General features: G+C 62.7%; 37 protein-coding genes. 5 read left to right on the top strand and 32 right to left on the bottom strand.

Annotated features, from left to right (window positions below; all coding sequences use genetic code 11):
- Nucleotides 1-108: 108 nt before the first annotated feature.
- From NKJ55_RS29020 to NKJ55_RS29005, 4 genes are all read right to left on the bottom strand, one after another.
- Nucleotides 109-1,134: a DUF2806 domain-containing protein gene (locus NKJ55_RS29020; protein WP_352452871.1), complete on the bottom strand. Its 1,026-nt coding sequence runs from the start codon at nucleotides 1,132-1,134 to the stop codon at nucleotides 109-111.
- A gap of 61 nt (nucleotides 1,135-1,195) precedes the next feature.
- Nucleotides 1,196-1,993: a phage head morphogenesis protein gene (locus NKJ55_RS29015; protein WP_352452870.1), complete on the bottom strand. Its 798-nt coding sequence runs from the start codon at nucleotides 1,991-1,993 to the stop codon at nucleotides 1,196-1,198.
- A gap of 10 nt (nucleotides 1,994-2,003) precedes the next feature.
- Nucleotides 2,004-3,569, bottom strand: coding sequence for a DUF935 domain-containing protein (locus NKJ55_RS29010; protein ID WP_352452869.1), 1,566 nt, complete (start codon nucleotides 3,567-3,569; stop codon nucleotides 2,004-2,006).
- Nucleotides 3,569-5,257, bottom strand: coding sequence for a terminase large subunit domain-containing protein (locus tag NKJ55_RS29005; RefSeq protein WP_352452868.1), 1,689 nt, complete (start codon nucleotides 5,255-5,257; stop codon nucleotides 3,569-3,571). Before NKJ55_RS29005 ends, NKJ55_RS29010 begins: the two co-directional genes overlap by 1 nt.
- Before the next feature lie 26 nt (nucleotides 5,258-5,283).
- Between NKJ55_RS29005 and NKJ55_RS29000 the strand changes: the two genes are divergently transcribed.
- Entirely contained in the window at nucleotides 5,284-5,592 is a 309-nt protein-coding gene (locus NKJ55_RS29000; RefSeq protein ID WP_352452867.1) for a hypothetical protein, read from the top strand.
- A 2-nt stretch (nucleotides 5,593-5,594) separates the two neighbouring features.
- On the opposite strand, the gene NKJ55_RS28995 is transcribed toward NKJ55_RS29000, so the two are convergent.
- The 11 genes from NKJ55_RS28995 to NKJ55_RS28945 all read right to left on the bottom strand — a co-directional run bounded on the left by NKJ55_RS28995 (nucleotide 5,595) and on the right by NKJ55_RS28945 (nucleotide 9,916).
- The gene (locus NKJ55_RS28995; RefSeq protein ID WP_352452866.1) at nucleotides 5,595-6,188 is read right to left on the bottom strand and encodes a DUF3486 family protein; all 594 of its coding nucleotides are present in this window, start codon (nucleotides 6,186-6,188) and stop codon (nucleotides 5,595-5,597) included.
- Nucleotide 6,189: 1 nt separating this feature from the next.
- Entirely contained in the window at nucleotides 6,190-6,492 is a 303-nt protein-coding gene (locus NKJ55_RS28990; RefSeq protein WP_352452865.1) for a VpaChn25_0724 family phage protein, read from the bottom strand.
- Nucleotides 6,489-6,908, bottom strand: a complete 420-nt coding sequence (locus NKJ55_RS28985) for a DUF2730 family protein (RefSeq protein ID WP_352452899.1) — start codon at nucleotides 6,906-6,908, stop codon at nucleotides 6,489-6,491. Before NKJ55_RS28985 ends, NKJ55_RS28990 begins: the two co-directional genes overlap by 4 nt.
- Nucleotides 6,857-7,099 (bottom strand): TraR/DksA C4-type zinc finger protein, encoded by a 243-nt coding sequence (locus NKJ55_RS28980; RefSeq protein WP_352452864.1) that lies wholly within the window; start codon nucleotides 7,097-7,099, stop codon nucleotides 6,857-6,859. Before NKJ55_RS28980 ends, NKJ55_RS28985 begins: the two co-directional genes overlap by 52 nt.
- Nucleotides 7,096-7,413 (bottom strand): hypothetical protein, encoded by a 318-nt coding sequence (locus NKJ55_RS28975; protein ID WP_352452863.1) that lies wholly within the window; start codon nucleotides 7,411-7,413, stop codon nucleotides 7,096-7,098. Before NKJ55_RS28975 ends, NKJ55_RS28980 begins: the two co-directional genes overlap by 4 nt.
- On the bottom strand, nucleotides 7,367-7,786 hold the full coding sequence (locus tag NKJ55_RS28970) for a hypothetical protein (protein WP_352452862.1): 420 nt from the start codon (nucleotides 7,784-7,786) through the stop codon (nucleotides 7,367-7,369). The genes NKJ55_RS28975 and NKJ55_RS28970 overlap by 47 nt, the downstream gene beginning before the upstream one ends.
- Complete coding sequence (locus tag NKJ55_RS28965) at nucleotides 7,783-8,070, bottom strand: hypothetical protein (protein ID WP_352452861.1); 288 nt, start codon at nucleotides 8,068-8,070, stop codon at nucleotides 7,783-7,785. The genes NKJ55_RS28970 and NKJ55_RS28965 overlap by 4 nt, the downstream gene beginning before the upstream one ends.
- Nucleotides 8,070-8,591: a peptidoglycan recognition protein family protein gene (locus NKJ55_RS28960; RefSeq protein ID WP_352452860.1), complete on the bottom strand. Its 522-nt coding sequence runs from the start codon at nucleotides 8,589-8,591 to the stop codon at nucleotides 8,070-8,072. Before NKJ55_RS28960 ends, NKJ55_RS28965 begins: the two co-directional genes overlap by 1 nt.
- Nucleotides 8,592-8,692: 101 nt before the next feature.
- Nucleotides 8,693-9,067, bottom strand: a complete 375-nt coding sequence (locus tag NKJ55_RS28955; protein WP_352452859.1) for a hypothetical protein — start codon at nucleotides 9,065-9,067, stop codon at nucleotides 8,693-8,695.
- On the bottom strand, nucleotides 9,064-9,309 hold the full coding sequence (locus tag NKJ55_RS28950; RefSeq protein WP_352452858.1) for a hypothetical protein: 246 nt from the start codon (nucleotides 9,307-9,309) through the stop codon (nucleotides 9,064-9,066). Before NKJ55_RS28950 ends, NKJ55_RS28955 begins: the two co-directional genes overlap by 4 nt.
- Complete coding sequence (locus NKJ55_RS28945) at nucleotides 9,296-9,916, bottom strand: regulatory protein GemA (RefSeq protein ID WP_352452856.1); 621 nt, start codon at nucleotides 9,914-9,916, stop codon at nucleotides 9,296-9,298. The genes NKJ55_RS28950 and NKJ55_RS28945 overlap by 14 nt, the downstream gene beginning before the upstream one ends.
- A gap of 71 nt (nucleotides 9,917-9,987) precedes the next feature.
- Here NKJ55_RS28945 and NKJ55_RS28940 point away from each other — a divergent pair, with 71 nt between their 5' ends.
- Nucleotides 9,988-10,656, top strand: coding sequence for a hypothetical protein (locus NKJ55_RS28940; protein ID WP_352452855.1), 669 nt, complete (start codon nucleotides 9,988-9,990; stop codon nucleotides 10,654-10,656).
- A gap of 11 nt (nucleotides 10,657-10,667) precedes the next feature.
- Here NKJ55_RS28940 and NKJ55_RS28935 read toward each other — a convergent pair whose 3' ends face one another.
- The 15 genes from NKJ55_RS28935 to NKJ55_RS28865 form a co-directional block, all read right to left on the bottom strand.
- Entirely contained in the window at nucleotides 10,668-11,315 is a 648-nt protein-coding gene (locus NKJ55_RS28935) for a DUF3164 family protein (protein WP_352452854.1), read from the bottom strand.
- Nucleotides 11,299-11,631 (bottom strand): hypothetical protein, encoded by a 333-nt coding sequence (locus tag NKJ55_RS28930; RefSeq protein ID WP_352452853.1) that lies wholly within the window; start codon nucleotides 11,629-11,631, stop codon nucleotides 11,299-11,301. Before NKJ55_RS28930 ends, NKJ55_RS28935 begins: the two co-directional genes overlap by 17 nt.
- A complete protein-coding gene (locus NKJ55_RS28925) occupies nucleotides 11,618-11,905 on the bottom strand; it encodes a hypothetical protein (RefSeq protein WP_352452852.1) in 288 nt (95 codons plus the stop codon). The genes NKJ55_RS28930 and NKJ55_RS28925 overlap by 14 nt, the downstream gene beginning before the upstream one ends.
- Nucleotides 11,902-12,222 carry a hypothetical protein gene (locus NKJ55_RS28920; protein WP_352452851.1) on the bottom strand — a complete coding sequence of 107 codons (321 nt, stop codon included), beginning with the start codon at nucleotides 12,220-12,222 and terminating at the stop codon, nucleotides 11,902-11,904. Before NKJ55_RS28920 ends, NKJ55_RS28925 begins: the two co-directional genes overlap by 4 nt.
- Nucleotides 12,223-12,224: 2 nt before the next feature.
- Complete coding sequence (locus tag NKJ55_RS28915) at nucleotides 12,225-12,614, bottom strand: transcriptional regulator (RefSeq protein ID WP_352452850.1); 390 nt, start codon at nucleotides 12,612-12,614, stop codon at nucleotides 12,225-12,227.
- Nucleotides 12,611-13,210, bottom strand: a complete 600-nt coding sequence (locus NKJ55_RS28910; RefSeq protein WP_352452849.1) for a hypothetical protein — start codon at nucleotides 13,208-13,210, stop codon at nucleotides 12,611-12,613. The genes NKJ55_RS28915 and NKJ55_RS28910 overlap by 4 nt, the downstream gene beginning before the upstream one ends.
- On the bottom strand, nucleotides 13,210-13,956 hold the full coding sequence (locus NKJ55_RS28905) for an AAA family ATPase (protein ID WP_352452848.1): 747 nt from the start codon (nucleotides 13,954-13,956) through the stop codon (nucleotides 13,210-13,212). The genes NKJ55_RS28910 and NKJ55_RS28905 overlap by 1 nt, the downstream gene beginning before the upstream one ends.
- 78 nt (nucleotides 13,957-14,034) lie before the next feature.
- Nucleotides 14,035-16,284: a DDE-type integrase/transposase/recombinase gene (locus NKJ55_RS28900; RefSeq protein WP_352452847.1), complete on the bottom strand. Its 2,250-nt coding sequence runs from the start codon at nucleotides 16,282-16,284 to the stop codon at nucleotides 14,035-14,037.
- Nucleotides 16,281-16,574 (bottom strand): hypothetical protein, encoded by a 294-nt coding sequence (locus tag NKJ55_RS28895; protein ID WP_352452846.1) that lies wholly within the window; start codon nucleotides 16,572-16,574, stop codon nucleotides 16,281-16,283. The genes NKJ55_RS28900 and NKJ55_RS28895 overlap by 4 nt, the downstream gene beginning before the upstream one ends.
- On the bottom strand, nucleotides 16,571-16,876 hold the full coding sequence (locus NKJ55_RS28890) for a hypothetical protein (RefSeq protein ID WP_352452845.1): 306 nt from the start codon (nucleotides 16,874-16,876) through the stop codon (nucleotides 16,571-16,573). Before NKJ55_RS28890 ends, NKJ55_RS28895 begins: the two co-directional genes overlap by 4 nt.
- Nucleotides 16,873-17,040: a hypothetical protein gene (locus NKJ55_RS28885; protein WP_352452844.1), complete on the bottom strand. Its 168-nt coding sequence runs from the start codon at nucleotides 17,038-17,040 to the stop codon at nucleotides 16,873-16,875. The genes NKJ55_RS28890 and NKJ55_RS28885 overlap by 4 nt, the downstream gene beginning before the upstream one ends.
- The gene (locus NKJ55_RS28880) at nucleotides 17,037-17,174 is read right to left on the bottom strand and encodes a hypothetical protein (RefSeq protein WP_352452843.1); all 138 of its coding nucleotides are present in this window, start codon (nucleotides 17,172-17,174) and stop codon (nucleotides 17,037-17,039) included. The genes NKJ55_RS28885 and NKJ55_RS28880 overlap by 4 nt, the downstream gene beginning before the upstream one ends.
- Nucleotides 17,171-17,632 (bottom strand): hypothetical protein, encoded by a 462-nt coding sequence (locus NKJ55_RS28875; RefSeq protein ID WP_352452842.1) that lies wholly within the window; start codon nucleotides 17,630-17,632, stop codon nucleotides 17,171-17,173. Before NKJ55_RS28875 ends, NKJ55_RS28880 begins: the two co-directional genes overlap by 4 nt.
- Nucleotides 17,632-18,468: a ParB/RepB/Spo0J family partition protein gene (locus NKJ55_RS28870; protein ID WP_352452841.1), complete on the bottom strand. Its 837-nt coding sequence runs from the start codon at nucleotides 18,466-18,468 to the stop codon at nucleotides 17,632-17,634. Before NKJ55_RS28870 ends, NKJ55_RS28875 begins: the two co-directional genes overlap by 1 nt.
- Nucleotides 18,469-18,529: 61 nt before the next feature.
- A complete protein-coding gene (locus NKJ55_RS28865) occupies nucleotides 18,530-18,835 on the bottom strand; it encodes a helix-turn-helix domain-containing protein (protein WP_352452840.1) in 306 nt (101 codons plus the stop codon).
- 241 nt (nucleotides 18,836-19,076) lie between these two features.
- On the opposite strand from NKJ55_RS28865, the gene NKJ55_RS28860 reads away from it, so the two are divergent.
- From NKJ55_RS28860 to NKJ55_RS28850, 3 genes are read left to right on the top strand one after another with little or no spacing between them, the layout of a single operon-like run.
- On the top strand, nucleotides 19,077-19,754 hold the full coding sequence (locus NKJ55_RS28860) for a S24 family peptidase (protein WP_352452839.1): 678 nt from the start codon (nucleotides 19,077-19,079) through the stop codon (nucleotides 19,752-19,754).
- A gap of 58 nt (nucleotides 19,755-19,812) precedes the next feature.
- A complete protein-coding gene (locus NKJ55_RS28855) occupies nucleotides 19,813-20,136 on the top strand; it encodes a hypothetical protein (RefSeq protein WP_352452838.1) in 324 nt (107 codons plus the stop codon).
- Nucleotides 20,137-20,146: 10 nt separating this feature from the next.
- A complete protein-coding gene (locus NKJ55_RS28850) occupies nucleotides 20,147-20,410 on the top strand; it encodes a hypothetical protein (protein WP_352452837.1) in 264 nt (87 codons plus the stop codon).
- Nucleotides 20,411-20,637: 227 nt separating this feature from the next.
- Here NKJ55_RS28850 and NKJ55_RS28845 read toward each other — a convergent pair whose 3' ends face one another.
- Nucleotides 20,638-21,276 (bottom strand): hypothetical protein, encoded by a 639-nt coding sequence (locus NKJ55_RS28845; protein ID WP_352452836.1) that lies wholly within the window; start codon nucleotides 21,274-21,276, stop codon nucleotides 20,638-20,640.
- Nucleotides 21,277-21,299: 23 nt separating this feature from the next.
- The gene (locus NKJ55_RS28840; protein WP_352452835.1) at nucleotides 21,300-22,208 is read right to left on the bottom strand and encodes a hypothetical protein; all 909 of its coding nucleotides are present in this window, start codon (nucleotides 22,206-22,208) and stop codon (nucleotides 21,300-21,302) included.
- Nucleotides 22,209-22,367 lie beyond the last annotated feature (159 nt).

Below are 22,367 nucleotides of genomic sequence, written 5' to 3'. Positions count from 1 at the left end.
AAAAGTTGGTATTGCGCCTGCCCCATCGCGTACGAATAGGTTCTAAAATCGGTTTTGAACGGGTCTACAGAGGTACGAAGCTTCAATCCGGGGTGCCGTCGCCCAATGCTAGCTGACGGCCGTTTCGACGGGCGGTTGCTGCTGCTTAAGAACCTCTAAGACTACCCAAGGGGAACCGCCGGGGTAGACGGCGTTCGATGTAGGCTCTGGCCGCACCATAAGCTTGATGTCAGAGCACTGGTCGGCGCATGTCTTTGCGATGAGCCGCAGTCCCCTTTCGTGGTCTCTCGGCAAAATCGACGCAAGCTCCTTTCCGACCTTCGTCAGTGGATAGATGGGAACCGGAAGCTTAGTGGCCGATCGGTCGATGAGCTGCATCGTGATCCGAAAAGAGCCACTGGCGAGGTCCAGGATGCCGGTGGTTCTTAAATCGTAATTAGCAGTCAGCATTGATCCCACGCCCTGGATTAGCCCCGCAGCTTCCAACGTAACATACGGGTTAACGTCGGTGTCGTCTTCAGTATCTCGGACCAACGCGTGGGCCAGGCGTTGGTTAGCCTCATTCTTGAAAATCGTAGCGGTGCTAGCGTCCAGCTCCGCAGCGACACGAAGCGTGCTAAATGAAAAACTGCCTGGTTGCTGGGCTTCGCCAGCCAGTATGCGACCAAGAAACGTCCGCATCCGTTCGCTGGACGCACTCTTCGCATAGTGGCCCCACATGTTAAGGAAATCGTCTTCGATCTCGGCGCCCTCGGATCCATCGACGGGGTGGTTGGACGGCGGTGGCAAAAGTCTAGTCTGCTCCTCAGCCTTCTGCAAAGTGGCTGCCAAATTCGTTTGCTCGCGCATCACACCATTGAAATGTGAGTCTACCAGTACCTCGGCCAGTGACCGATCCGATTTGATCCGCTCGACGGCCGCGTCCCCGAGTGCATCGATGATTTTCGCCTCGTTAGCCTGCTTGGTTCGCGCGAGCAAAATCTCTCTCTCGATTCCCAGCCCTTTGAACTCGGCTTTCGCTCCAAAGAAATAGTCCCACGCGCGCACAAACCTCGACCGCACCTTGATTTCGATCGAGTTTCCAGTGACGCCAATCGTTAGCCCTGTTTCGTTCGGGGTGGGTTCGTCTGTCATAGTGTGCTCCCGCGCAGCCCAAGCCCATTACACAATCACGCGGGGCGTCCACCAACAAGAGCTACTCGTTAAGGAGCCAGGCTGAAACCGAGGTCTTACGCGCTAGATCCTGTCCAACGACCGAAAGATAGCCCGCTTTGCCGGGATTATAGGCCCAGCCCGGATCGATGCCGTCAGGCACAGTCGTGACCTCGCCGGTGCGATTGTTGACAAATTTGCGCGTCGTTCCGGTCGGCGGCTCGAACCTCAGGATCTCGCCCTCACGCTGCAGCCGGTCAATATCGCGTTGAGAGAGGCTCTGCAGAGTACAATGGCAGTTCCATCCGTTCGGGCAGGCATGGGTGTTCCACCAAGGGTGATCGATCGGCAGCACCGTATTATGCCAGAGCTGATGCAGCGGGCGCGGATGCTCCTGGCCTTCGAGGTGGACATACCGCAGGAATGGTCGCGCGGCCTTCGACCGCTCGAAGCCTGACCAGTGGCCGGCCGCATAGCTGACCCGCATGTTGACATCGAAGATGCTGGTCAGGCGCCTTACGCTGCCGAGCTGGGACCAGCGCATTTCGCCGGTCTGCGGATCAAAGGCCGGCTGTTGGCCCCACCAGCCCTTGGCCTGAAGCAGCGGCGTCAGCTCGGCCGCGAACTGCCGAAACGTCTTGCCCTCGGATAGCGACTTCACCAGCGCCTTGTAGATGTCGTCCAGGATATCGAAGCCGGCGGACTTGGCCACCGTGAAGCTGCGGGCATGCGCCGCCTGCCATGTGTCCAGCCAGGAGAATTCTGGATCGAGGCGCTGGCCACGCGCAAACAGTGCCGCCAGCGCATCGAGCGGCGCGACTGGCTTTAGCTGCGCTTCCATGCTCGCTCCATCACAGGCTGTCGTCGACCCCGCCGGCAATGCGTGCGGCAAAGGCTGATTTGGCGAGCAGCTCGGTCATGGCGCTCACATCCATGCCGGCGAACCGCCTGGACAGGATCGCCTTGACATCCTCGATCGAGCTGGCGGCGGCGATCTCGGCTTCGAGGCCGGCGACGATCGGCGAGACGAGCGGCTCCCAATCCGACAGCATGGCGTCGGTCGCACGTTCGATGGCGTCCCTCTTCACGCCGCCAACCGAGTGCACAGTCTCACGCTTCCCAGCCTGATCGACAGGTGGGATGATGTCGGGGGCGGCTGGCTCAACCGGGGCCGAGCCGCGCGGCGCCACCAGCAGCTCGTCATCCTTGCCAGGCTCGGGCATGCCGATCCGGTCGCGCATGACGGCCGCGCTGATCTTCAAGCCGAACGGCACAAGCTTGGTGACGTTGTCGACCAGGGCCTTGGTGTCGATCTGCTCCGGCCGACCGATGCAGATCTTCGGATACTTGGCCTGCGGGCCATGGTTGAGGTCGACAATCGGTCGGACCAGGTCTCGGTTGAGTGTCGCCGCCAGTCGGCGTGCGTCGGACTTCTCGATGTCGTCGCGAACGCCGTCGTGAGTTTTGCCGACCGCGTGGCCGCCCGCGATGGCGTCGGTGGTGCCGGTCTGGCCGAGCACCACCTTGGAAACCTGCTGGTCGAGCCAGTCGGCGCGTTCCTTGTAGAGCTGATGTGAGCCGGAGATCTCTGCCTTGACGAATTCGACCGCCATCGACACCGGGACGATCGCCGCGTAGTCGGCGCCGATGTTGGTCACCGCCTCCAGCAGCACTTGCTTGTCTCGCTCGCTCGCCCCGGCATCGTATTTTCCGAGCCGCAACGGCTGGCCGTAAGCCTCGCAGAAAATCGCCCAATCCTTGACCGTGTAGCTCTTGAACAGAAACGTCCAGGCGACAGCGCGGGCGAAGCCGCCGCGGATCGGCAGACCGGACTTGGCCTTGCCCGTGTGGAAAACCCATTGATAGGGATTGAGCGGCTCGAAGCCGGCGTTCTCCCTTAGCAGTGGCCTTTCGCCGTCGACACGATCGAAGGTAAACCAGCGTGGATCTCGGAAGGCCAGCCGCTTCGGCCGCCAGTCCTTCTCCGATGTCTCCCAGATGATTTCGGTGCAGGAAAAGCCCTTGCCGATCGCGTCCAGGATATCGACCAGTTCATCATAGAAGCCGTCGCGCTCAATGATGTCGCGCACGAGCTGGGCGGCCGCTTCACTCTTGGCGTCCTCGCCCGCCGCCTCGACTGTTATCTCCAGGCCGGCGACTTGCGTTTTCCTGGTACCGAGCACGCCGAGATAGTGGTTGTCGCGTTCTTCGATGTCCTCGGCCAAAGCCAGATAGTTTTCCGGGTCATCGTCGATCGAGCTGCGAAGGATGGACGCCAGTCTGCCCGGCGTCAGCCCGGCGGCCGGATGGTGCGCGTCGGTGCGCCGCACGCTGGCCGTCGTGGGTGCGGCTTGTTCCGTTTTCAGCTTCGTCGTGTCGACCGGTCGGCCAAAAGCATCGTACCAGGTGAAAGCCATCATAAGATCCCCGAGCTGCGGCGAAGTGAGCCCAAACGAAAGCCGCCTGATTTTTGGTCGGCGCGGTCGCGCCAGCCATCCCCGTCAGCTGGCCGCTCATCAAACCGGTTCATTGGCAGCGTCACCGGCTGATAGCTGTATTCGTGCCACTGCATGCGGCTGGCGAAATAGGCGAGCACCAGCGCGACCGCGAAGTCGCCATGGCGCTTTGCTCCCGCCACGCCAACGCGCTCCGGCGGGATTGACGGAATGCCTCGGATGATCTTGACCAGGCGAAGATCCACCGCATGCTCGGCATCCCTGGTCAGCGCGATGTTGGCGTCTTCAAAGGCCGTTTTAAGCGGCGGAAAATTCTCGTTGTACCAGTTCTGGCTGAGCGTCACCGACCAGACCAGGCCGCCCGGCGTCTCCTCGGTGTGCAGGCCGAAAGCCCGGCCGAGATCCTCGGCAAGGTTCATGCCGACGCCGGTCGCGTCCACGGCGGCCCCGCACAGGCGCGGCGACCGCTTCAGCATCAGGGTGGCGATTTCCTTCTGCTCCTGGAATGGCACGTTGCGCAGCTCAACTGTGAGCGCCCCCTGGCGGCGCAGCACCTTGTCGATCGACAGCAGAGACATGATTGCCGGGTCGGCCTTTCGGGCCGGATCGTAGCCGAACGCGTGCTGGCGGTTTTCATCCAGGCCATCGAGCGCTTCCTTGATGGCAACCAGATGCGGCGCCATGAGGTGCCGGCGCTCCAGCTCGGGCCGGTGCAGGAAGTCGAGCGGCAGATCGATGCGGATGACCGGTGCCTCTTCCGGCGTCAGTGTCATGCGCGCTTCGATCAACGGGCTGGTCAGCCAGGCGCCGGAGCCCATGGACGGTATGCAGAACAGCTCCTCGTCAGCACCGTCGCCGTAGAAGTCGATGATGTCCTGGCGCCACTGCGCTTCGGCCTCGGGCGACCACTCGCGACTGGTGACCAGGCAGATGCGCTCGTAAAGCCCTTCCAGCAGCGCCTGGTCGAAGTCGATTTTGAGATGGCTGTACTTTGACCGGCCGCCGACGATGTCTTGGACCTGGACGTTGAATTCGTTGTCGGCGCCGTTATGGGTCGAACAGACCACGACCTGGCCGCCCCACATAAGGTTGGCCAGTGCCGCCTTCAGCAACTCCTTCAGGCTGTCGACGAACGCCGCCTCGTCGATGATGACCAGGCCCTGCTTGCCGCGAAGGGTGCGCGGCGCCGAGGACAATGCCAGGATCTCGAAGCCCGACGCGAACTGGATACGGAAGGCCTTGATTTGCCGGGTCTCGTCGGGATGGGCCGGGTCCGTGTCGTCGAACAGGAACTCTTCCTGCGCGATTGCCGCCTGCGCGAACGCCCGAGCCCACATGGCACAGGCGTCGATGAACTCGCGTGTCATCTCCTGCGAGTAAGAAATGTACATAGCGTCCATGCCGCCGGCGTCCTTGGCCCGGCCGGCGCGCAGCACGGCATAGGAGGCCAGTGCCCAGGTCTCGCCGATGCGCCGGCTCTTCTCGATAAACAGCACCCTTACGGCGGTGCTTTCGAGTAGCGAGACCGTGCGGCCCTGATAGCCGAGCAGCACCTTCGGCAAGCCGACGCTTTCGATCACATGGTCGAGGTTCGCCATGCTCTCGCGGCGAACTTTTTCCCATTCGTCTTTTGAGATCGGGCCTGTCATAGTTGCCGCCAGCGGGAGGAAACTAGATGACGCACACAAATATCGATCCAATCATCAGGGAGGCTGAAGGTTGGGCGCTGTTCATATTTGCACTTCAGGTGAAGGGCAGATTGCCACCAGAGGTGGACTTGGATGAGGAACTCGATGATGAGGGAATGGCTCGCGCGATGGTCAGCAAGGCCTTGGACAGAGGCACGACCAAGTTTGAGAATGAACTCTGGGGCACCGCGCTTTTTCTCGACCGCCGCTATAACGATGCGCCGGCACCGATTCGCGAGAGCGCGCTCGACCGAGTAAGATCGGTAATCGGGGACGAGCGAAAGAAACGAGCTTAACCTCATGAAGCTCGCACTCCCAGGATCTGCGCTTTGATCGCCTCGGCGGTGTCAGCCGACATGCCCTTGGCCTTGGCTACCGTGTCGACGGCCTTCTCAACATCGGCCTTGAATTCCTTGGCCACCTTGGTGCGGCGATCGCTGGAAACACTTTGTGCCTGGGCCGCCATCTTCAGCGCCGTGGCCAGCTGCATGGCGCCGATCGGCGCGAGGCCGCTTTCGCCGGCATCGGTCAGCAGCTCGAACACCAGCGTCTTGATCGCCTCGGCCGCGATCAGCGTTAGATCATCGGAACTCTGGGCGTCGAACCGCTTGGAGATGGTGGCGGCGATCTCCCTGGTGTCTTCCAGCCGCCGCGTCATCATCGCCAGCTTGATGGAGAAGCGGTTGAACGCCGAAAAGGACGGGATGACGAATTCCAGCTCGCCTTTGTGCTCGGCCTGGAGAGCCTGCATCTTCAGGAAGAATTCTTCGTAGATCGCGGTCTGGGTCCGGTCGCGATCCTGCAGCGCGGTCGCCGCCCAGCTGATGATCGGGCCGCACTCTTCGGGCAGGCGCTCGATCAGCGAAAGTTGCCCACGGCCTTTGCGCGCCATCTCAGGCCTCCGGCGAGGGACGCGCCACGCCTTCGATGATGGACCGCCGTTCAACGTGGTCGACGCCGCTGCGGGTGACGGCGGCAACCATGACGCTGCCGATTTCGGTCACCTTTACCGCGCCCAGCTCGGCGAGTTTGCGCAGCTGGGTGCGGACCCATTCGCGCGAGCGATTGTGACCGAAGGCGTCGAGCGCCTTCGTCAGCAGCACCTCGTTGAGGCGACCGTCCGTCTGCTGGTTCAGCTCGCGCAGGATGACCAGGCGGGCATCGGCGGTCAGATATTCGTCGAACTGGTTCGTCATGATGCTTTCGCGCCCTGCTGCATCAGGAAGTTGTCAATGCGAAGCACGGTGCGCGAAACCCCGATCTGGTTCTCCTCCATGCGGCCCATCTTCCCTGACATCTCCGATATAGAGAGCCGCAGGTCGACAAAGGCCTTGGCGTCGGGCAGGTGCTTCATTTCAATTTCGATCGCCTGGACACGCCGATCCTGATCCTCGACTAGCTTGGTGAGCGTGGCGATCAGGCCTGTCAGGTCCGATCTTGTGGTCACCAGGTCGGCGGCAGTTTTTTTTGCCCCGGAGGTGAAGAACCCGTTAATCGTGTTGCCGAGCGACAGGATAAGCGCTGCGGCACCGAGCCAGGGCATGAGAAGGTTCAAATCCATCACGCTCGTCTCCGGCTCTGTCGTTCGATGAAAGTTTCGCAGTCGACGCACCTGGTGCAATTCGGGATGGCCTGGCGGCGTGCATCGGGAATACGCTCACCGCATTCACAGAACGGCGATGCGGTGACTTCGACGGCTTGGTATTGCCCTCGGATCGCCGCCTGGATGCGAGCGACGCCGGCGGCGCATTCCTGCTCGACGCGACGTTCGGCCAGATCGATGGCTGCATTGCCTGCAGTCATTTCGGCTCCCTCGCGGCTTTGGTCCCGTCGTACCAGCCAGCGCAGGCGTCGATCTGGCTGTTCGCATTGCCCAGGGCGATATCGGCCTTCTTGTTCGCAACGCCGAGCTTGTCGCCGAGCTTCACGCCGCTGCGGTGATGGCGGCGGCATTCCGGGGGGTAGTCGGGCATGCGCCGTGCGTCAGAGACAGCGCGACTGGCCGCCGTCAAAGCCTCCTCGACGAGGCCGGCCTTGGCCTTGTCGGCGTAGGCTTTGCCCAGGGCGGCCTTATCGGTTGTGCAGGCTGTCAAGCAGCTGCTGATCAACAAGGCCATCAGCACGGGCTTGAAGCACGGCGAGTTCATCTTCCGCTTTCCTTTTGTCGGCGTCAGTAAGTGTGAGCGTGGTTTCGAGGTGGAGGCGAGCGACCCGTTCATCATTCGCGATCTTGCCGGCTTCTTCGGCCTTGCCGTCGCTCCAGGCGCGCAGCCGGCGCTGTTCGACCAGCTCGGCATTGAGGGCTTCGATCTGGGCACCGGCGACAAGTTCCGTCACCGCCTTGTCGATCGCCAGGCGCACGGCCGAGGTCTTGTCCCACCACAGCCAGATGCCGACGGCGAGGAAGAACCAAACTGGCAAGGTGAGGCCGAACGTCAGAACGGGCAGCACCCATTTTTTTAAAAACAGGCCGATGGCCACGCCGGTCATTGCCCGCCACCATAGGTCGAGGGTTCGTCGGGCTCGCCGCCATCGGTCACAGCCAGGGGCGGCGCGGGTTGCCCCACCAGCATCGCGCGCACCATCTGCCTCAGGTCCATGTGGCCGATGCCCATGTAGGCGCCGCTCACCGCCAGGATCAGGCCGATCGCCGTCGCAGCGACATAGGCGGCCTGCGCATAGACGATCGAGGCGAACACCGCCGTCCAGGCCAGGGCGCAATTGACGATGACCAGGCCTTTCGAGAAACGGCGGCTCTTCTGGACAAGCGGCATCAGAGTTTCGCCTTCACCTCGGCTCGGAAGCGGTCGCCGCACTCGCGCGCGTTGTCGAAGTCGGGGTCGAACGGCAGCCTGGCGATGTCCCATTTGCCGCGCTGCTGGATGCCGAGATTGGCCTGCACCTCGGCATGCGAAAGCACGGTCTTTGGCCCTACCGGGATCGTGTAGCGGCGGCAAAGCTCGGCAACGATCGTCGAGGCCGCGTCCCATTGCGTCTTCGTCAGCGGCTGCCAGCCCGGTTTGAATGGCCGCTCGATCGCCCCGGCCATGGCGCACATCGAGACGCCGATCGAGCCGGTGTTGCAGTTCAGCGTGTGCGCGGCATAGCCTGCCTTGGCTTTCGGCAGCGAATTGAGGTCGATCGACGGCAGGCCACGGATCAGCTTCCCGTCATCCTCGATCAGCAAATGGTAATGCTGCCGGTCGAAGTCCGTCGCCTTGTGGCCGCCGGCCGTCCAGTGAAGGATGACCCGCTGGATGGTCGCGTTCGGTAACCAGCCGCTCGGAATTGTCATCGGTGCCGCCTGTGAAATCGGCCGGAAGAGGTCCCGGCCATTTCGCAACACCATGCCTTTGGCGGCAGGCGGCAATCATGCCCGCTTAGGCGGGCGCTCTGTCAGTTGCTGGAAAATAGGTCGGCCTGGCGGGGGTCGCGACTGCCCTTGACGGGCTTGTCCGGCATGCGCTGGAAGAGCTTATCGACGCCGGTCTCGGTGATGCCGAGCCGGCCGGCGATCTCGCCGTTCGAGGCCCCGTTGGCGCGATACTGCCGTGCGCGAAGCTCGCGGGCAAGAGGCACGCGGATATAAGAGCCGGAGTAGCGACGAGCCAGCTTCTTGGCGGCTGTGACGCCCAGGCTCCTGGCAAGGGCAGTGTCGTCACCGGACGCCGGCACGTAAAGCCGGCGGCCGCCGTAGGTTTCGGCGAGGCGCACGAAGTCTGCCGGGCCCAGCAGGTCTAGCAGCTCGGCGGATCGCAGTTCCTCGCTCACGCCAGCTCCAGCCGCAGATTGCGCATGGTGGCGGTCAGCGTCTCGCGGTTCGGCCCGTGCCAGATCAGGCAGAGCGTGTAGAGGCCGTTGCGGCAGCGATAGAGGGCCGAATGCTTGGTCAGCGTCCAGTCGCAGCCCTTGGCCGCCGCAAGGGCATTGCTGGCCAGCTCAGAGGCCGCGAACGCATCGATCTTGGCGAAGTCGATCTTTACCCGACTGGTGAACCGTCTACGCCTGCTCATGATGGCTTCCCTTCCTGACCTGCTCCCCGAGCGCGTTCATGACGGCGGGCCAGTCGCGGTCGGTCATCTGGTCGAGCGGCTTTGCGGTGTCCCAAACAAACTGGCGAAAGCCCTGGGGATCGACGGCCTTCGCCACCGACAGCAACTGCCACTGCGCCAGTGCAATCTTTGCACCAGGGAGCCGCAGCCATTCCGGCATGCTGACGGACAGGCTCCAGTCGACGCCGGCCTCCCGCGTCATCCATGCTTTGAGCGCGTCGATCGCCTTGGCGGAGTCTTCGGCATCGAGCAGAAACCTTGTGTGCTCGATCCCGGTCTGCCGCTTGACGAACGACAGCATGGCGGCATCACGCCGATCGCGGACGATGCCGAGGTTCCAGGCGGCGATCCAGAGCGCCTGAAGCTTCTTGGCGAATGGCCCTTGAAGGCCCTTTTCAGCGACCTTGAAGCCCTGTCGACGCTGCTCCTGAATGACGCGCTGATGCTCGCGGTCGTTCATCTGGCGAAGGCTGCGCTTGCCAGTGACGCGCTCATACAGATCCCGCGCAGTGTCCTCGTCGAGGCCGAGCTGCTTGTTAGCGACGTGGATGGCGGCGAGCGCGTTCACGGCAGTGACCTATCGGCGCTTGCGGGCGTAGCCGATGTCGCTAGGATCAACCTCGTTTTGGGGGGCGAAGAATGAACGCTGATAGGTGGCTGGTCGGAGGCAGCAACGTTGTCGCTTCCCTTTTTGGGATTTTCATTGGGTTGGCGCTGACAGATTTCCCGGGGATCGAAACCTTTCTGGAAAAATGGCAGACGCTGATCACGGGCATTCTTGCTATCGTCGCTGCAGTGTTGACGATCTTGGCTATGGTCTGGACCGATTCGCGCCAGCAGACCCGTCATGCCGACCTTCGAAAACTCGAGTTGAGAGCAGAGCGTCTGCGAGCGCAGAGGGCCGCCAGTTACGCCAGCGTTCTTTTCGATCTTTCGTATCTGCTGCCGGAAATGGCGGACAACACGGCCACGGAGCTTAATGACGTGAGGGCCATCAACAGGGCCCTTTACACAGATGTGTCGGCTTGGGTAGGGGAAGTGGAACGGTCGATCAATCATCGCCTGATAGCCGAGGCCAAAGACTTGTTCGATCCTCCGATGGCCACAACGTTCGAGAACATTGCCGTCTGCAATGTTGAGCTTCGGAAAGCGCTTCAGTACCTCGACGTTTCGGGAAGTCTCGGTAACGAAGAAAACGCCAAAAAGCGGCATTCGGGTACTGTCGATGTCTTTCGCGACCTCCGGACACTTCTCGATACTTTTTCTGGCCAGCTGGCGGGGCTTGGAGCAACCTACGGGGCGAGCTAGTTCCATCCGCGTCACGCCTTCGCCAGATCGATGGTGACCGCCCGCCATTCGGCATCGAGACGGTCGCGCTCGTAGCAGCGGACGTAGATCTTCGAGCCGACCACGCGCATGGCGTCGCGGATAGCCGCCATGGCGCGCTGCCAGCGCTCGTCGCCGATATCCAGGCGCAGCAGCATGAAGATCGCGGCGCGGTTGATCTGGCCTTCCTTGTCCGTGTTGAAAGCTCGCGTCACGATCGCGCGGATCTCCGGGCGGCTGTCGGCTGACCATTCCGTCAGGCACTCGTCGATCAAGCTCTTGGCGATCTGCAGCTGGGCGCCGAAGTCGATCGTGTCGGCGACCTGCACCTTGACCATCTTCATGCCGTCGAAGGTCATGAAAGTCTTGTTGCCCTTGGCGCCACCTTTGGTCGCACCGTATTCTTGGGCAAGCAGCGCCTCGAACGCGCCGAGGTCGTTAAAGGTGTGTTCCTTGAAGCGGCCGATCTGCGCGGAAAGATCGGTGGCGTAGCCGAGAATGGTGCGGACCGTCTCGTCCTCAAGCATCTCGGACGGCTTGATCATTTCGACCGGCACGAGGTTGCCTTTGGCGTCGGGCATGTAGGCTTTCTCACCAACGAGGACTTTGCCGGTGGCGCGGGCTTCAGTTGCTGCTTGCATGATCATTCTCCTGTTGGCTTGGGATTGGGTGCATGAAGGCCAGCAGGTCGCGCACGGCGGCCATCTGCAGGACAACATGTTCAATGTGTTCGGCGTCGGCCTCGGCGGCCCACGGCATCGTTCGTTCAAGCGCCGAGACCAGCAGGCTCGCCTCAAGGGCAATCGCCCACAGCCCTTCGGTGGCCATTGCCAAAGCGAGCACCTCCGCCGTGGTGGCTCTCGGCGCGTTGCGCTCGGGATCGGCGACGATGCGGCCGCAGAGGTCGATCATGTCGAGCTTGGCAACCGCGGCTAAAAGCGCCTCACTTGCGGCCATGCTTGCCCTCCCGCAGGTCGATCAGCTTGCGCAAGTTGCGGGCGGCGGTTTCAAGTGTGGCTCGCGCCCGGCGCTCGGCTGCGGTGTTCGAGTATTTGGTTGTGTCGTAGCGATCGATCGCGCGCCCGACTTCGCCGCAGGCGATCATGATCGCCTGCTCCTGGGACGATAGCGGGCGGGGTTCCGGCTTCTTGATCAGCTCTGCCGTGAGAACCGGCAGCAGCTGCTTGACGATCTTCGCCGCACGGGCTTCGGCTTCCTGAAGGCTGCTCATGCGGCACCTCCCGGCCGGCCGTCCGAAAACGGCCGCGGAATGACGGGAAACAGCCGCACATTCGACCCCGGCCGACACGCCGCTTCGGCGATGCGGTCGGCCTCGGCCTCGCGCTCTGCCTGCGCCTGGTCATTCCAGACCTTGCAGCTCAACCGGTTCTCAATGTCGCGGGCCTTGCCGCGAAGTTCCTTGATGCACTCGCAGAGGACACGGGCGTCTTCGGGATCGAGGATGCGGGGCTCGTGCTGGTAGTCGGAAATCAGGTCGCGCAGTTCGGACAGGCCGTCCGAGAGCGCCAAAGACATTCTTTCGCCCATGGCTATTTTCTCCTTTGGGGGCAGGTTTTGCAGGCGTGGAAAAGCTGGGCGCGGTGCCGCGATGTGGCCCGGAACGGCTCCTTCTGTTCGGTGAGGCAGCGGTCGCGGCCGATCTCGCCGAGCACCGGGCATTCGACGGTTGCCGCCATCAATGCGCCGCGCACCATCTGCTCGACGCGGGCGACATCGCCTAGATACTTGCCGCTAATGATGGTCGAGACTGCCGAGCGGCTGTAGCCGATGCGCTGGCCGGCAACGCCGAGATCACTGGCATCGGCAAGCCGCGCCAACTCGTCCAGCCAGTCCGGCAACGGAGAGCCATGGGCGTCGATCGCCTTTTCGACAAACGACTTGCCGTCCGGCCGGCTATTCTTGACCGGTCCCCGGTTCATGGCTGCACCTCGGTTGCGACGGGCTGGCCGATGACGGTCTTGCTGTTCGGATCGAACAGAACCTTGCTGGAGATCACTTTCGGCGCCTGCAGACCGAGATTGCGTGCAAGCCGATAGCTCGTGGGCGTTCCGACAATGACGCCGGCTCGTCGCAGTGCGCGGAGATAAGCCGCGACTGTGTTGGCGGGAACGTCGGGACAACCCTGCTCAATGTCGTCAAGGCTGAACGCCTTGGACATTTTGATGGCTCGCCAGATCCGATCGATAGCCATCTCCGGCCGGATCTTGCCGGCCAGTGTCAGTCGAGGCGCCAACAAGGGCCGTTTGGCCAAACGGTAGACCACTGTAGCCGGGAGGCAGGCGCTGCCGCTTCCGTTGTCGGAAGGTTTCGTCTCGATGACATTGGCGATGCCGGCCAGCCGCAGTTTCCGGACGAACGTGCCGACCGACTGTGTCTTGACGTTCGTTCGCTGGCAGATCTGGCGCACCGTCCAGGGACCGTCGCGATCGAGTTCCAGGATGATCGACCAGAAGCCGGCCTCGCCACGCGGGACGGCGATGCTGATCTGCACCATGTCGATGATCGACCGTCCCATCACGCCGACTTCCTGGCGCTGAATTTCGGGGACGCGTTGATCGCGCCGATGCCGCCGAAGGTCGCAAGGTCGATCACGTTCGCCCCGGTCAGCTGGGCGACCTTGCTGACGGTAGCCAGGTTGATGACGATGCGCCTGGTGTTGCCCTTGGTCTTGTCGAGGATCGCACCAGCCAGATCAGGAGCAACGCGAACACCGCCGCAACGGTTTGCGGCAAGCAGGGCGAAGTCTTCGGCATCGCAGGGCAACGCCGGCAGCCACTCAAGAACCCGGTTATGGACGCGCTCGAAGCGTTCCAGAAGCGTGGGCAGGCCTTCCTCACCGATCATGATGACCGAAGCGCCCGACTTGTCCGAGACCTCTCGCAACAGGTCTACAAACCGCTTGTGGGCGATGAAATGCGCTTCGTCGATGATCAGCGGCTTACGCGGATCAAAGACCATCAGCATGATGACCTTGTTCTTCAGCTCCTCGACAGAGCCGCGCGGGTTCGGTTCGCCCAATTCCTTGAGGATGTCACTCAGCAGCGAGCGCGCGGTGGTGAACTGGCCGCACTCAATATAGGCGGCGCGGTACTTGTTGGCGCCATAGATCGCCGACTCCGTCTTGCCATAACCGGACGGGCTAAAGAACGCGGCAAGGCCGGGCAGTTTCGGGTCACGCTCGACCATCGTTTCGAGCAGCGTGGCGAAGGCTGAAACATTCTTCAGCGGCGCCGGCCGATTGACTTTCGTGGGTTGGTTCATCTTCTTCCTCGTTGTGCTGTGCCGCTTTGGCGGCTGTTCTTGCGGAGAGCCCGGTTTGCAGACCGGTTTTTCCGTTACTCAGGACAGGTACGCTTCACCGAAATCTTCATGCATCGACTGGTGGGCCTTGAACTCGGCCGACTGCTCGTAGCCGCCGAGCCAAACCGCGTCGGCGGCCGGCAGCGTGTTGGCGTCGAGCTGCTGGCGGAAACCGAGGGCGCGCCGGTAGCGCTCCTTGGGGCCTTCCGGCAGGGCTACGACGTTGGCGTCTTTGGGCAGGTGCGCGGTGCGTGCCGCCTCGATCTCCGCCTGCCGGCGCCGCACGATGGCGTCGGTCTCGGCAACCAGCCGCTGCTCGTCTTCGGCCTGCATTTCATCGATCAGCCGGCGATGGGCGGCGGCGGCGCGCTGGTCGAGCGGCTGGCTCGGATTGAGCCGCTCGCCGAGCGCCTCGATCGCCGCAGCGATCTGCGGCGTCGAATGCACCTGGTCGCGCTTCGGCAGCGGGATTACGTTGGGCGCGTCGCGGCGGGCGACTTCCAGGGCGCGCTCGATCAGCGGCGATCCCTTGGCGAGCTTTTTGACATTCGCCTTCAGATCGCGTGTCAGATCGCCGACCAGCTCGCTTCGGATTTCCTTGGCGGCGCGCACCAGGGTCTCGGGATGGATGCCTGACAGTTCGGGGCAGATGGCATCGCCAAGGAACTCGGCGCCATCCTGGGCGAAGGCGTAGGCGCGGCCTGCGTCGCTCGGGTCCATCCGAACGAAGACAGCCGTGCCCGGCATGATCGTCGGCGTCATGTAGTGGTTGCCGTCGATGCGGATGCCGAGTTTGGTCACGGTGCGCTGCCCGTCCGACCCGGCGACCGGCATCAGCAACAAGTCCAGGGCGCGTTCGTCGACCTTGCGCTGTTCCTTGGTGGACGCAAGCGCTGTGGCGAAGGGCGTGGCGTTCTTCAGGCCTGCATGCGGCCGGTGCTGGTAGACCGTTGCCGCCCAATCGTCGATGTGCTGCTGCAGCTGCGGACCGGTCAGCGTTACGCCGAACACTTCGGTGTCGCTCTCGCCAAGGCGCTGGGCAAAACTCTTGCGGCTTTCGATAGCCTTGCGGTCGGTGACCGAGTGGCCGACGAAGCCGGGCAGCAGCGGCCCGACATCATGCTGGAACGTCTTGATGACGCGTTCGACATGGCCCTTTTGCTCGGGCGAATAGGCGTCTGACGTTTCTGCTTCGATGCCGAGCGAGGCAAACAGGCGTTGCGTGTCCTGGGCGACGAAGTCGGAGCCGTTGTCGGTCTTGACGACATCGGGTACGCCCCACGCCAGGATAGCTTTGCGGATGAGCAGCGCGACGGCCGATGCGCGCGGGGTGCGCGACAGCAGCCAGACGCTCCGGCGAGTGGCAATGTCGATGCAGGCGTAGACCGAATGCCGGCCATCCGTGCAGAGCGCGTCGACAGGCGAGGCGTCTATCTGCCAGAGCTGGTTCGGTTCGGTAATGTGGCGAAGCATGCCGACGCCGGCCGGCGCCAGATGCGAGCGGTAGCGGTCGGGATTGGTGAGCTTGATCAGCTCGACCTTGTGGCTTTCCTTCAGCCCCTTCAACGCGTGCTGGAAGGTGCGCACCGGTGGCATTGGAATTGTGGTTTCAACGCCCTTTGAAACCACCTTCAATGCGTCGCCGAACTCCGACCGGCAGAGGGTGCGAACGTGGTGGCCAGAAAGGTGCGGCTGGTGCGCGATCAAGGCCAGCATGAACGCGCTGACCGCACCGCCGTTTGCGGTTTCGAGGACGCCTGTCCCCTTGCGCGCCTGGGCGGGATCGTGGCCGAGGGCGTTGACCCTGCCGTCACGCTTCTGCGATTGCCACCGTGCCAGCGAGCGCTTTGATAGGCTCGGCACGATCTCGCGCACCCAAGCGTCGATGTTGAGCGAGCCGGCGTTGAACTTGTCGGTGAACACCTGGACGCGCGTGGTGTAGCCGAGCTTCAAGCCTCGGCTGAATTTCTCGAAGGCGGCGACGACGGCCAGCCGGGCGTCACGTTCAATTTGCGCACGTGCCGTCAGGCCGGTGTCCGGCGCTGTCTTGGCCGGCTTAACTGGCAGCTCGATGACGATGTTGCGCTGCTGATAGGTGACCTGGGCGAGCACCGGGAAAAGTGAGACGTGGTATTCGGTCGGGCCGCCTCGGCCGGCACGCTGGCGCGCCTGTGTGCTGCGCTCGTCCCACCGCTCGCGCTTCGCCAGTCGAATGACTGCGCTTTCGGTGCCCGGCATATCCGGCAAGGCCTCGGCGGCGATCTCGCGGGCGGTCAGCCAGTCCTTCACGCGGCCACCTCTGGCGAGCTGGCAACGCGCATGCGCCGAAGCATCCGGCGGACGAGGTAGCGGCCTTCGGCGGTCAGCTCCAGGCGGCCGACCAGACCGCCCGAGCGGTACTTCAACCGCCCGCTAAGTAAGCCAGCCTTGAGCCCATCTTTGGTGACCGATGGCGCGTGGGCCACCGCCAAAAAGAAGTCTGTCGGCAAGCAGAGATCATCGTCCCACCACAACAGGACGAGGTTGCTGATGATATCGGGGCGGAACCTTTCGAGAAGGTCGAGACGAGCTTCGATCATGGCTGCGCCTGTAGGTTAGCGCCCGCCACCGCAGTGGGGCTTTGATGGCGGGCGCTGTCCGGGGCGGCTTGGGAGGACTTCGCCCCGGAATTCTGAAGAGTTCGCACGGCCTCCTGCGTGTAGCCGTGCAGCTGTTCGCGCATGTGCTGCTTGGTGTCGGCGTCCTCACACCGCATCATCTTGATCTGCCAACGAACCAGCCATTGCGCCTGCTTTGGCGGCAGCGCGCAGTAATGGTCGGGGCAGAAGATGCCGGTTGCGTCGTCGGGGCACTCAGGCATGGCGCAGCGATGCGGTGTCATGACCAGAAGCCTTCGCGGATGACGTGCTTGCGCACCCGGTTGCGGAAGGCAGCGCCGATGGCGGCGCGGCGTTGATACTCGGCCGTGTAGAGGCGGTGGACGCCGTAGAGGATCGCGGCATAGACGATCGCGGCACTGATGCCGATGACCAGGAACACGTTCATTGGCCGGCACCCTGGGCGAGCGTCAGGCCGGCCGTGCCGTAGATCGCGAAAGCCAGAAAAGCGGCGATGGCGAGAAACCCGGCGACGTCCTGCGCCAGGTCAAGAAGTGCGCGTTTCATGTGAAAGCCTTTCATCGTTTTGCTTTCCACTGTGCGTCGAACGCCTGCCTGTCTCGGGTCGCCCGCTCGATGGCCTCGTCGGCCATTTCCCGCATGATCAGCGCCTCGAATTTTTTGGGGACGACGATCATCCCGGCATCTTCCAGAAGGGTGTTGAGCGCCCGCACGTCGCTGGTGACCGAGGCCAGTGCGGCGAGCCGCAGGGCCGAGATCGAATGCTGTTCCTTGGCCTGGCTGGCGTAGGCGTCGAGGGTCGCCTTCGACACCTCGTCTTTCAGGTGTTCGGACATGGCCTTCGCGATTTCTGCGCGGCTCATTTTCGCTTCGTTGAGGGTGAGGCTCACCGCTTTGGACAACCGGCCCGCCAGCGACCAAGCCTGCACCGCGTCCGCGTCAAAACGCTCGACCACGGGGGCCGGCTGATAGTCGCGGAACAGGTCCAGTGTCGGATGGTCGCGGCGGGTTCTGGCCATCAGGACTGCCGGCCTTTCAGCCACCGTTCGATGGCGGCCTGGTGTAGCTCGAAGAAGCGGTCCTGCTCGCTTGCCTTCATCTTGGAGAAGTCGGCGGCCAGCTTCTGCCAACGCGGCTCCCTTGACGGTGCGGGCACCTCGTCGAGCAGCGCGATTGCGTCTGCGACAGTCGAGACTTCGGAAGGCTCGGCGAGCAGAAGCTTGGCAATGGCGGCCTGACGGTCTGCAGGCTCGGCGGCGAGCAGCAGAAGGTCCGTTTGGCTGTTGGCTACCGCGTGAAGCGAGATGCTCTGCCGGATCGGTTCAGGGATCGTGGCGATCTTGAGCGCATGGAACACGCTGCGGCGCGAAATGCCGAGTACCGCCTGCGCCGCCTCGGAGAAATTGAGTGCAAACTTTGCACTCAACTCGTCGTCTTCGGCCTCGTCGCGAGGCTTGCGCTTGCGGCCGGTTTTCCCGGTGCCGTGCTCTGCGTCGTAGATGTCGCGCCAATCGGCGATGTCCTTCGAACGATCGAGGACAGAGAGCTGGCGCCGGATTAAGTTCTCAGCGATCTCGCGCTTGCGGATCTGCGCTTCGGTGGCGACCTCTTTGGGGTCTTTGACGAAAGCGTCGATCTCAGTACGCCCGAGGAGGCGAACGGCTTCGAGACGATGGCCACCAAAGATCAACCGGTACTGATATCCCTCGGTCCTCTCGGGCATGACCTCGATCGGCACCATGTGGCCGTTTCCAGTCTGCATGTCTGCCATGAGCGTCGCGACCCATGCGGGATCGAGCCGGCGCCGGTTCGCAGGCACCCTGATGTCGGCAATCTTGATTTTGGTCGGTGTCACGTCGGCAGGTCCCTGATTGGCTTTCGGCTGTCCGCGAATGCGATCGCGTTAGACAGCGGCCTCAGGGCGCGCCGGACGTGGCGTCTAAAATGAGTGCAACTTTTGCACTTCCGCTGCGACGGGCGGTGCTGGTAGTGTCCACCTCGTCATGACGGCCTCTGGTGTAGAGAGTCGGGAACAGGGTTCGAAAGGGGATATCCAGGGCGGCGGCGATTGCTTCCGCACCTGGGCGGCTCAGGCCGATAATCCCTTGCCTGCAGGCGCTGGAATAAAGGCCAGCGTTTTTGGCGATCCCCGTCAGGGTCATGCCACGACGCCGAAGTTCGGCATTGATGGCGTGACGGTCCCACACCTGAGGCGTGTTCATGGCGGCTCCACCGATCGTCCGGCCTTTGCAGAGGGCGGATGGTTAAGATTGGAAACAACACTAGTCGCGACTAATGTCGCACTACTAGGCGATTTTTACAAGCTAGGAGCGCGATTTTCGTCGCGTCAGAGTTCATAAAATCGCCTAGGAGTGCGAAAACCGGGTAAGGGTTTGTTTTTGCATGGTTATTTTTGATGCCGCCGCGCAAATGCAAACTCTGACGCGCGGTCAGAGTTCGGAAATGCCAGAGACGACCTTCGCTCAGCGATTGGAAATCGCACTGGACGGCGAAAAGCCGGGCACTTTTGCCAAGCGCTCGGGGATTGGTGATTCGACCATTAGGAAGTACCTGCAAGGCACCATCCCCTTGGTCGATAAGGCGGCGGAGCTGGCCAGCGCGCTGAACGTAAGCTTGGATTGGCTTGCTGCAGAGAAAGGCCCGATGCGCTCCGGCGACCAGCCGCCGCAATACGTGGCGTTCCAGGAGACCGGACTGCCCCTTGGCTTTGTCCCGGTACCGAAGATCGAAATCCGGCCAAGCGCCGGTGCCGGCACTCTCGATCTCTACGAGGAGAGCGAGCCGGATATCTTCGCTTTTCGGGAGGAATGGCTGCGCCGCATTGGGGTCAGCCCCAAATTCGCCCGGTTGATGGTCGCCAAGGGCGATTCGATGCGAGAAACGATCAACGACGGTGATCTGATGATCGTCGACGTTTCAATCCGCGAGTTCATCGACGAGGCAATCTACGTGCTGGTCTACGGCGGCCTGGTGAGGCTCAAACGCTTGCAAATGCTGCGCAATGGGTTGTTGCTGCTGAAAAGCGACAACCCGCGCTACGAGACCGAGGAGGTGCCGTTGGCCGAGCAGCCGGAGCTGATCATCGGTGGCCGCGTGCGATGGGCAGGGGGATCGATCTAAGCGCGCTTGACTCCTGCGGGCTTGTGAACAGAATAGGAACATCCGGGTGGAGGCTTCTATGCATTTCGCGATCGATATTTCAGGCTCGTCCGACGACGAGGCCAGCAGTTTCGTGGTCTTGGCACCGTCTGGCGCCGATTTCCGGTCCGAACCGGCGTTGCGCGAAGTCGAGGCTTTCCTTCAGGGCAGCTTCCCCGGCCTGGAGTTCTACGCCAACGGCGATGCACCGCCCTTCGACGGCGAGTATCAAGTTCTGCCGATCCGAGGCGTTCCCGGCGACAATCCCGACACGCTTCGCATGCTCGACCACCCCGGCGAAGCCGTAATGCTGGCCATTGGCGCTGCCCTGCAGGGATATCGGCCTCGAGCCGCGCTCAACTGACGGCTGCCAGATGGCGTGGACGTTTCAAGCCTTAATCGACGCCCGGATGACGGTGACGGCCTACTGCCACCGCACATCTTGCCACCACAACCAGGTTCTTGACCTTGGAAAACTTCGCGACCGGTTCGGCCCGGATGCGCCGGCCATGACGGATGATCTCGCGCCGAAGCTGAAATGCGCCAAGTGCGGCGGGAAGGCGGTCGGCCTCACATACACGCCAGACAGCAACCCACCTTCGGGACAGAGCGCATATGCGAAGGCGAAGGGCGGTTGAAAGATCGGGTAATGATGCCCGTTCTTAGTGCCATCTGATCTTGCGCCCGCTCACTACGGCGGCCGTTTGGTGCCAAGTGAAGTTGCGCGGCCGCTTTCTGGCGTCCTGGCTCTATCCGGCCCGCCGATTATCGCTGAACGCCTTGTTTTCCGGGCTTCTCGCAGCTGTTACCGGCAATTCCCACCTTTTCCCGGCACTAGCCGCCAGATGCCATCCGATCTTGCGCGTTACAGGATCAGCGGCCCGCCCTGCTCGGACGACGGCACATAGTCGATGAGGTCGGCGAGCTTCAGCGCCTTCATCTGTTTGGAATGCATCCAGATCGTCTTGAACTTGTCGGCGCGGTCGCCCATCAGGTAGGCGGCCTCGATGATGTCGGTGTCGACGATGGAGGCGCCGGTGACGCGCACCAGGTCACTGCCGTCATTGGCGATGTTGTCGGCCAGCACGCCTTTCAATATGCCCAGCAGCGTCAGCTTGTTGGCGCGCTGCCAGTAGTCGGTCTGGCGGCGCACGATAAGCTTCTGCGGATCGTCGCCGGCAAGGATCGAGGTCAGATCCGGGATGCCCCAGGCCTGCGCACGCACATTGCGGGCCGCGACTTCGCGGCGCGCGCCGATCTTCTTCATCTCGATCGAGTCGGCCGGGTCGTCATTGACCGGCTCGGACGGATCGTTGCCGAGGTCCTTCCAGCCGGGCATGTCGACGGAACGTCCGCCCAGGCTGAGCTTCGAGGCGATCGACGGGTCGGAAAACAGGATCCCGGCCTGGTAAATCTCCAGCGACTGGACGTGCTCCTCGAACGAGTATTGCGCATAGACGGACGGAACGATCGCGTCCGCGATACGGGTATAGGCGTCTGCCATTTTTGTCTTCCTTCAGGTTTGGGTTAAAGAGGATTGTTGGGCATCCACAGGTCGGGATTTTCGCCGGCCTCGCGTGCCAGCCGCCGGGCGCGGGCGGGGTCGCTTTTGACCAGGGCTGAGATGCCAGTCAGGTTGCGCTCGCCGGCGGCATTGCGCTTGAAGGGATTGCCTCCGCTCAAGGCAGCATTGCCGTCGATCGTGTCTTCGCGGAACATCGCCTCGCCGATGGCGTGGAACGCCTTGGCGATCTGCGGGTCGGTCAAGGCACCGTCCGGCAGAAGGATGCCCTTCGCCTTGTAGGCATTGACCAGGCCGAGCTTCTTCATCGCCCGGTTGGCGACCTCGAGCTTCTGGCGAAAGCCATCGCTGCCGGTCGGTCCCCAATCCCTGACGAGGTCGTCATGCGTCGTCTCGACCGAGCGGGCAACAGCGATTTGCTGTGCCTTGGCCTGCTCGGCCATGTAGCCGACGAAGCGGTCGTGATAGGCCTGTGCGACCTTCGGGGTAGCACCTGCCTCGACTGCCCAGGCCTTGGACGCATTGGCGAGCTCGTCCGAATAGGCGAAGTTTTCGGGGAGCCCGTCGGGGCGCCGGTACTCGACCTTGTCGGGCGAGGTCAGCGGACGCATCGCCTCGGGCAGCCGGGCGTGGAACCTGTCCCAGTCTTCCGCGGCTGCATCGGCTGCCGGAACGCGCAGGCTCTCGCCCTGCTGCCGCTCCAGCTCCGCATAGGAGTTGAAAACCCGATCGAGGCTGTCAGGCTTGGTCCAGCCCTTGGTTTCAGCAAGCTTGCGGTTGCCTTCGGAAAGACCGTCAAACCAGCTTGTGGCCGCAGGCGGGGCGGACCCGTTGTCCCGGTTGGCCGGTGGCCGTGCAAGGTTGCCCGCCGGTGGCGCCGCCACCACGGACCCGGCGTCTGCCAGATCTGTCATGAGAAGATTCCTTTTGTTACAGAATTAAGGCCGGTGATGAGAGCACTGGCGGCGAAGCTTGCCATCTCCCCCCTCGAGGGCAGGGCTATCGCATATGAGTGATGGCATTGATGAGATAGTCGTCGTTCCAGGCGCATTTCTTGATGCGATGGCTGATGG

This window comes from Mesorhizobium sp. M0106, assembly GCF_040322715.1.
Lineage (GTDB): Bacteria > Pseudomonadota > Alphaproteobacteria > Rhizobiales > Rhizobiaceae > Mesorhizobium.
Note: the sequence above shows the minus strand (reverse complement) of the source record. Positions and strands in the feature narration are given on the sequence as shown.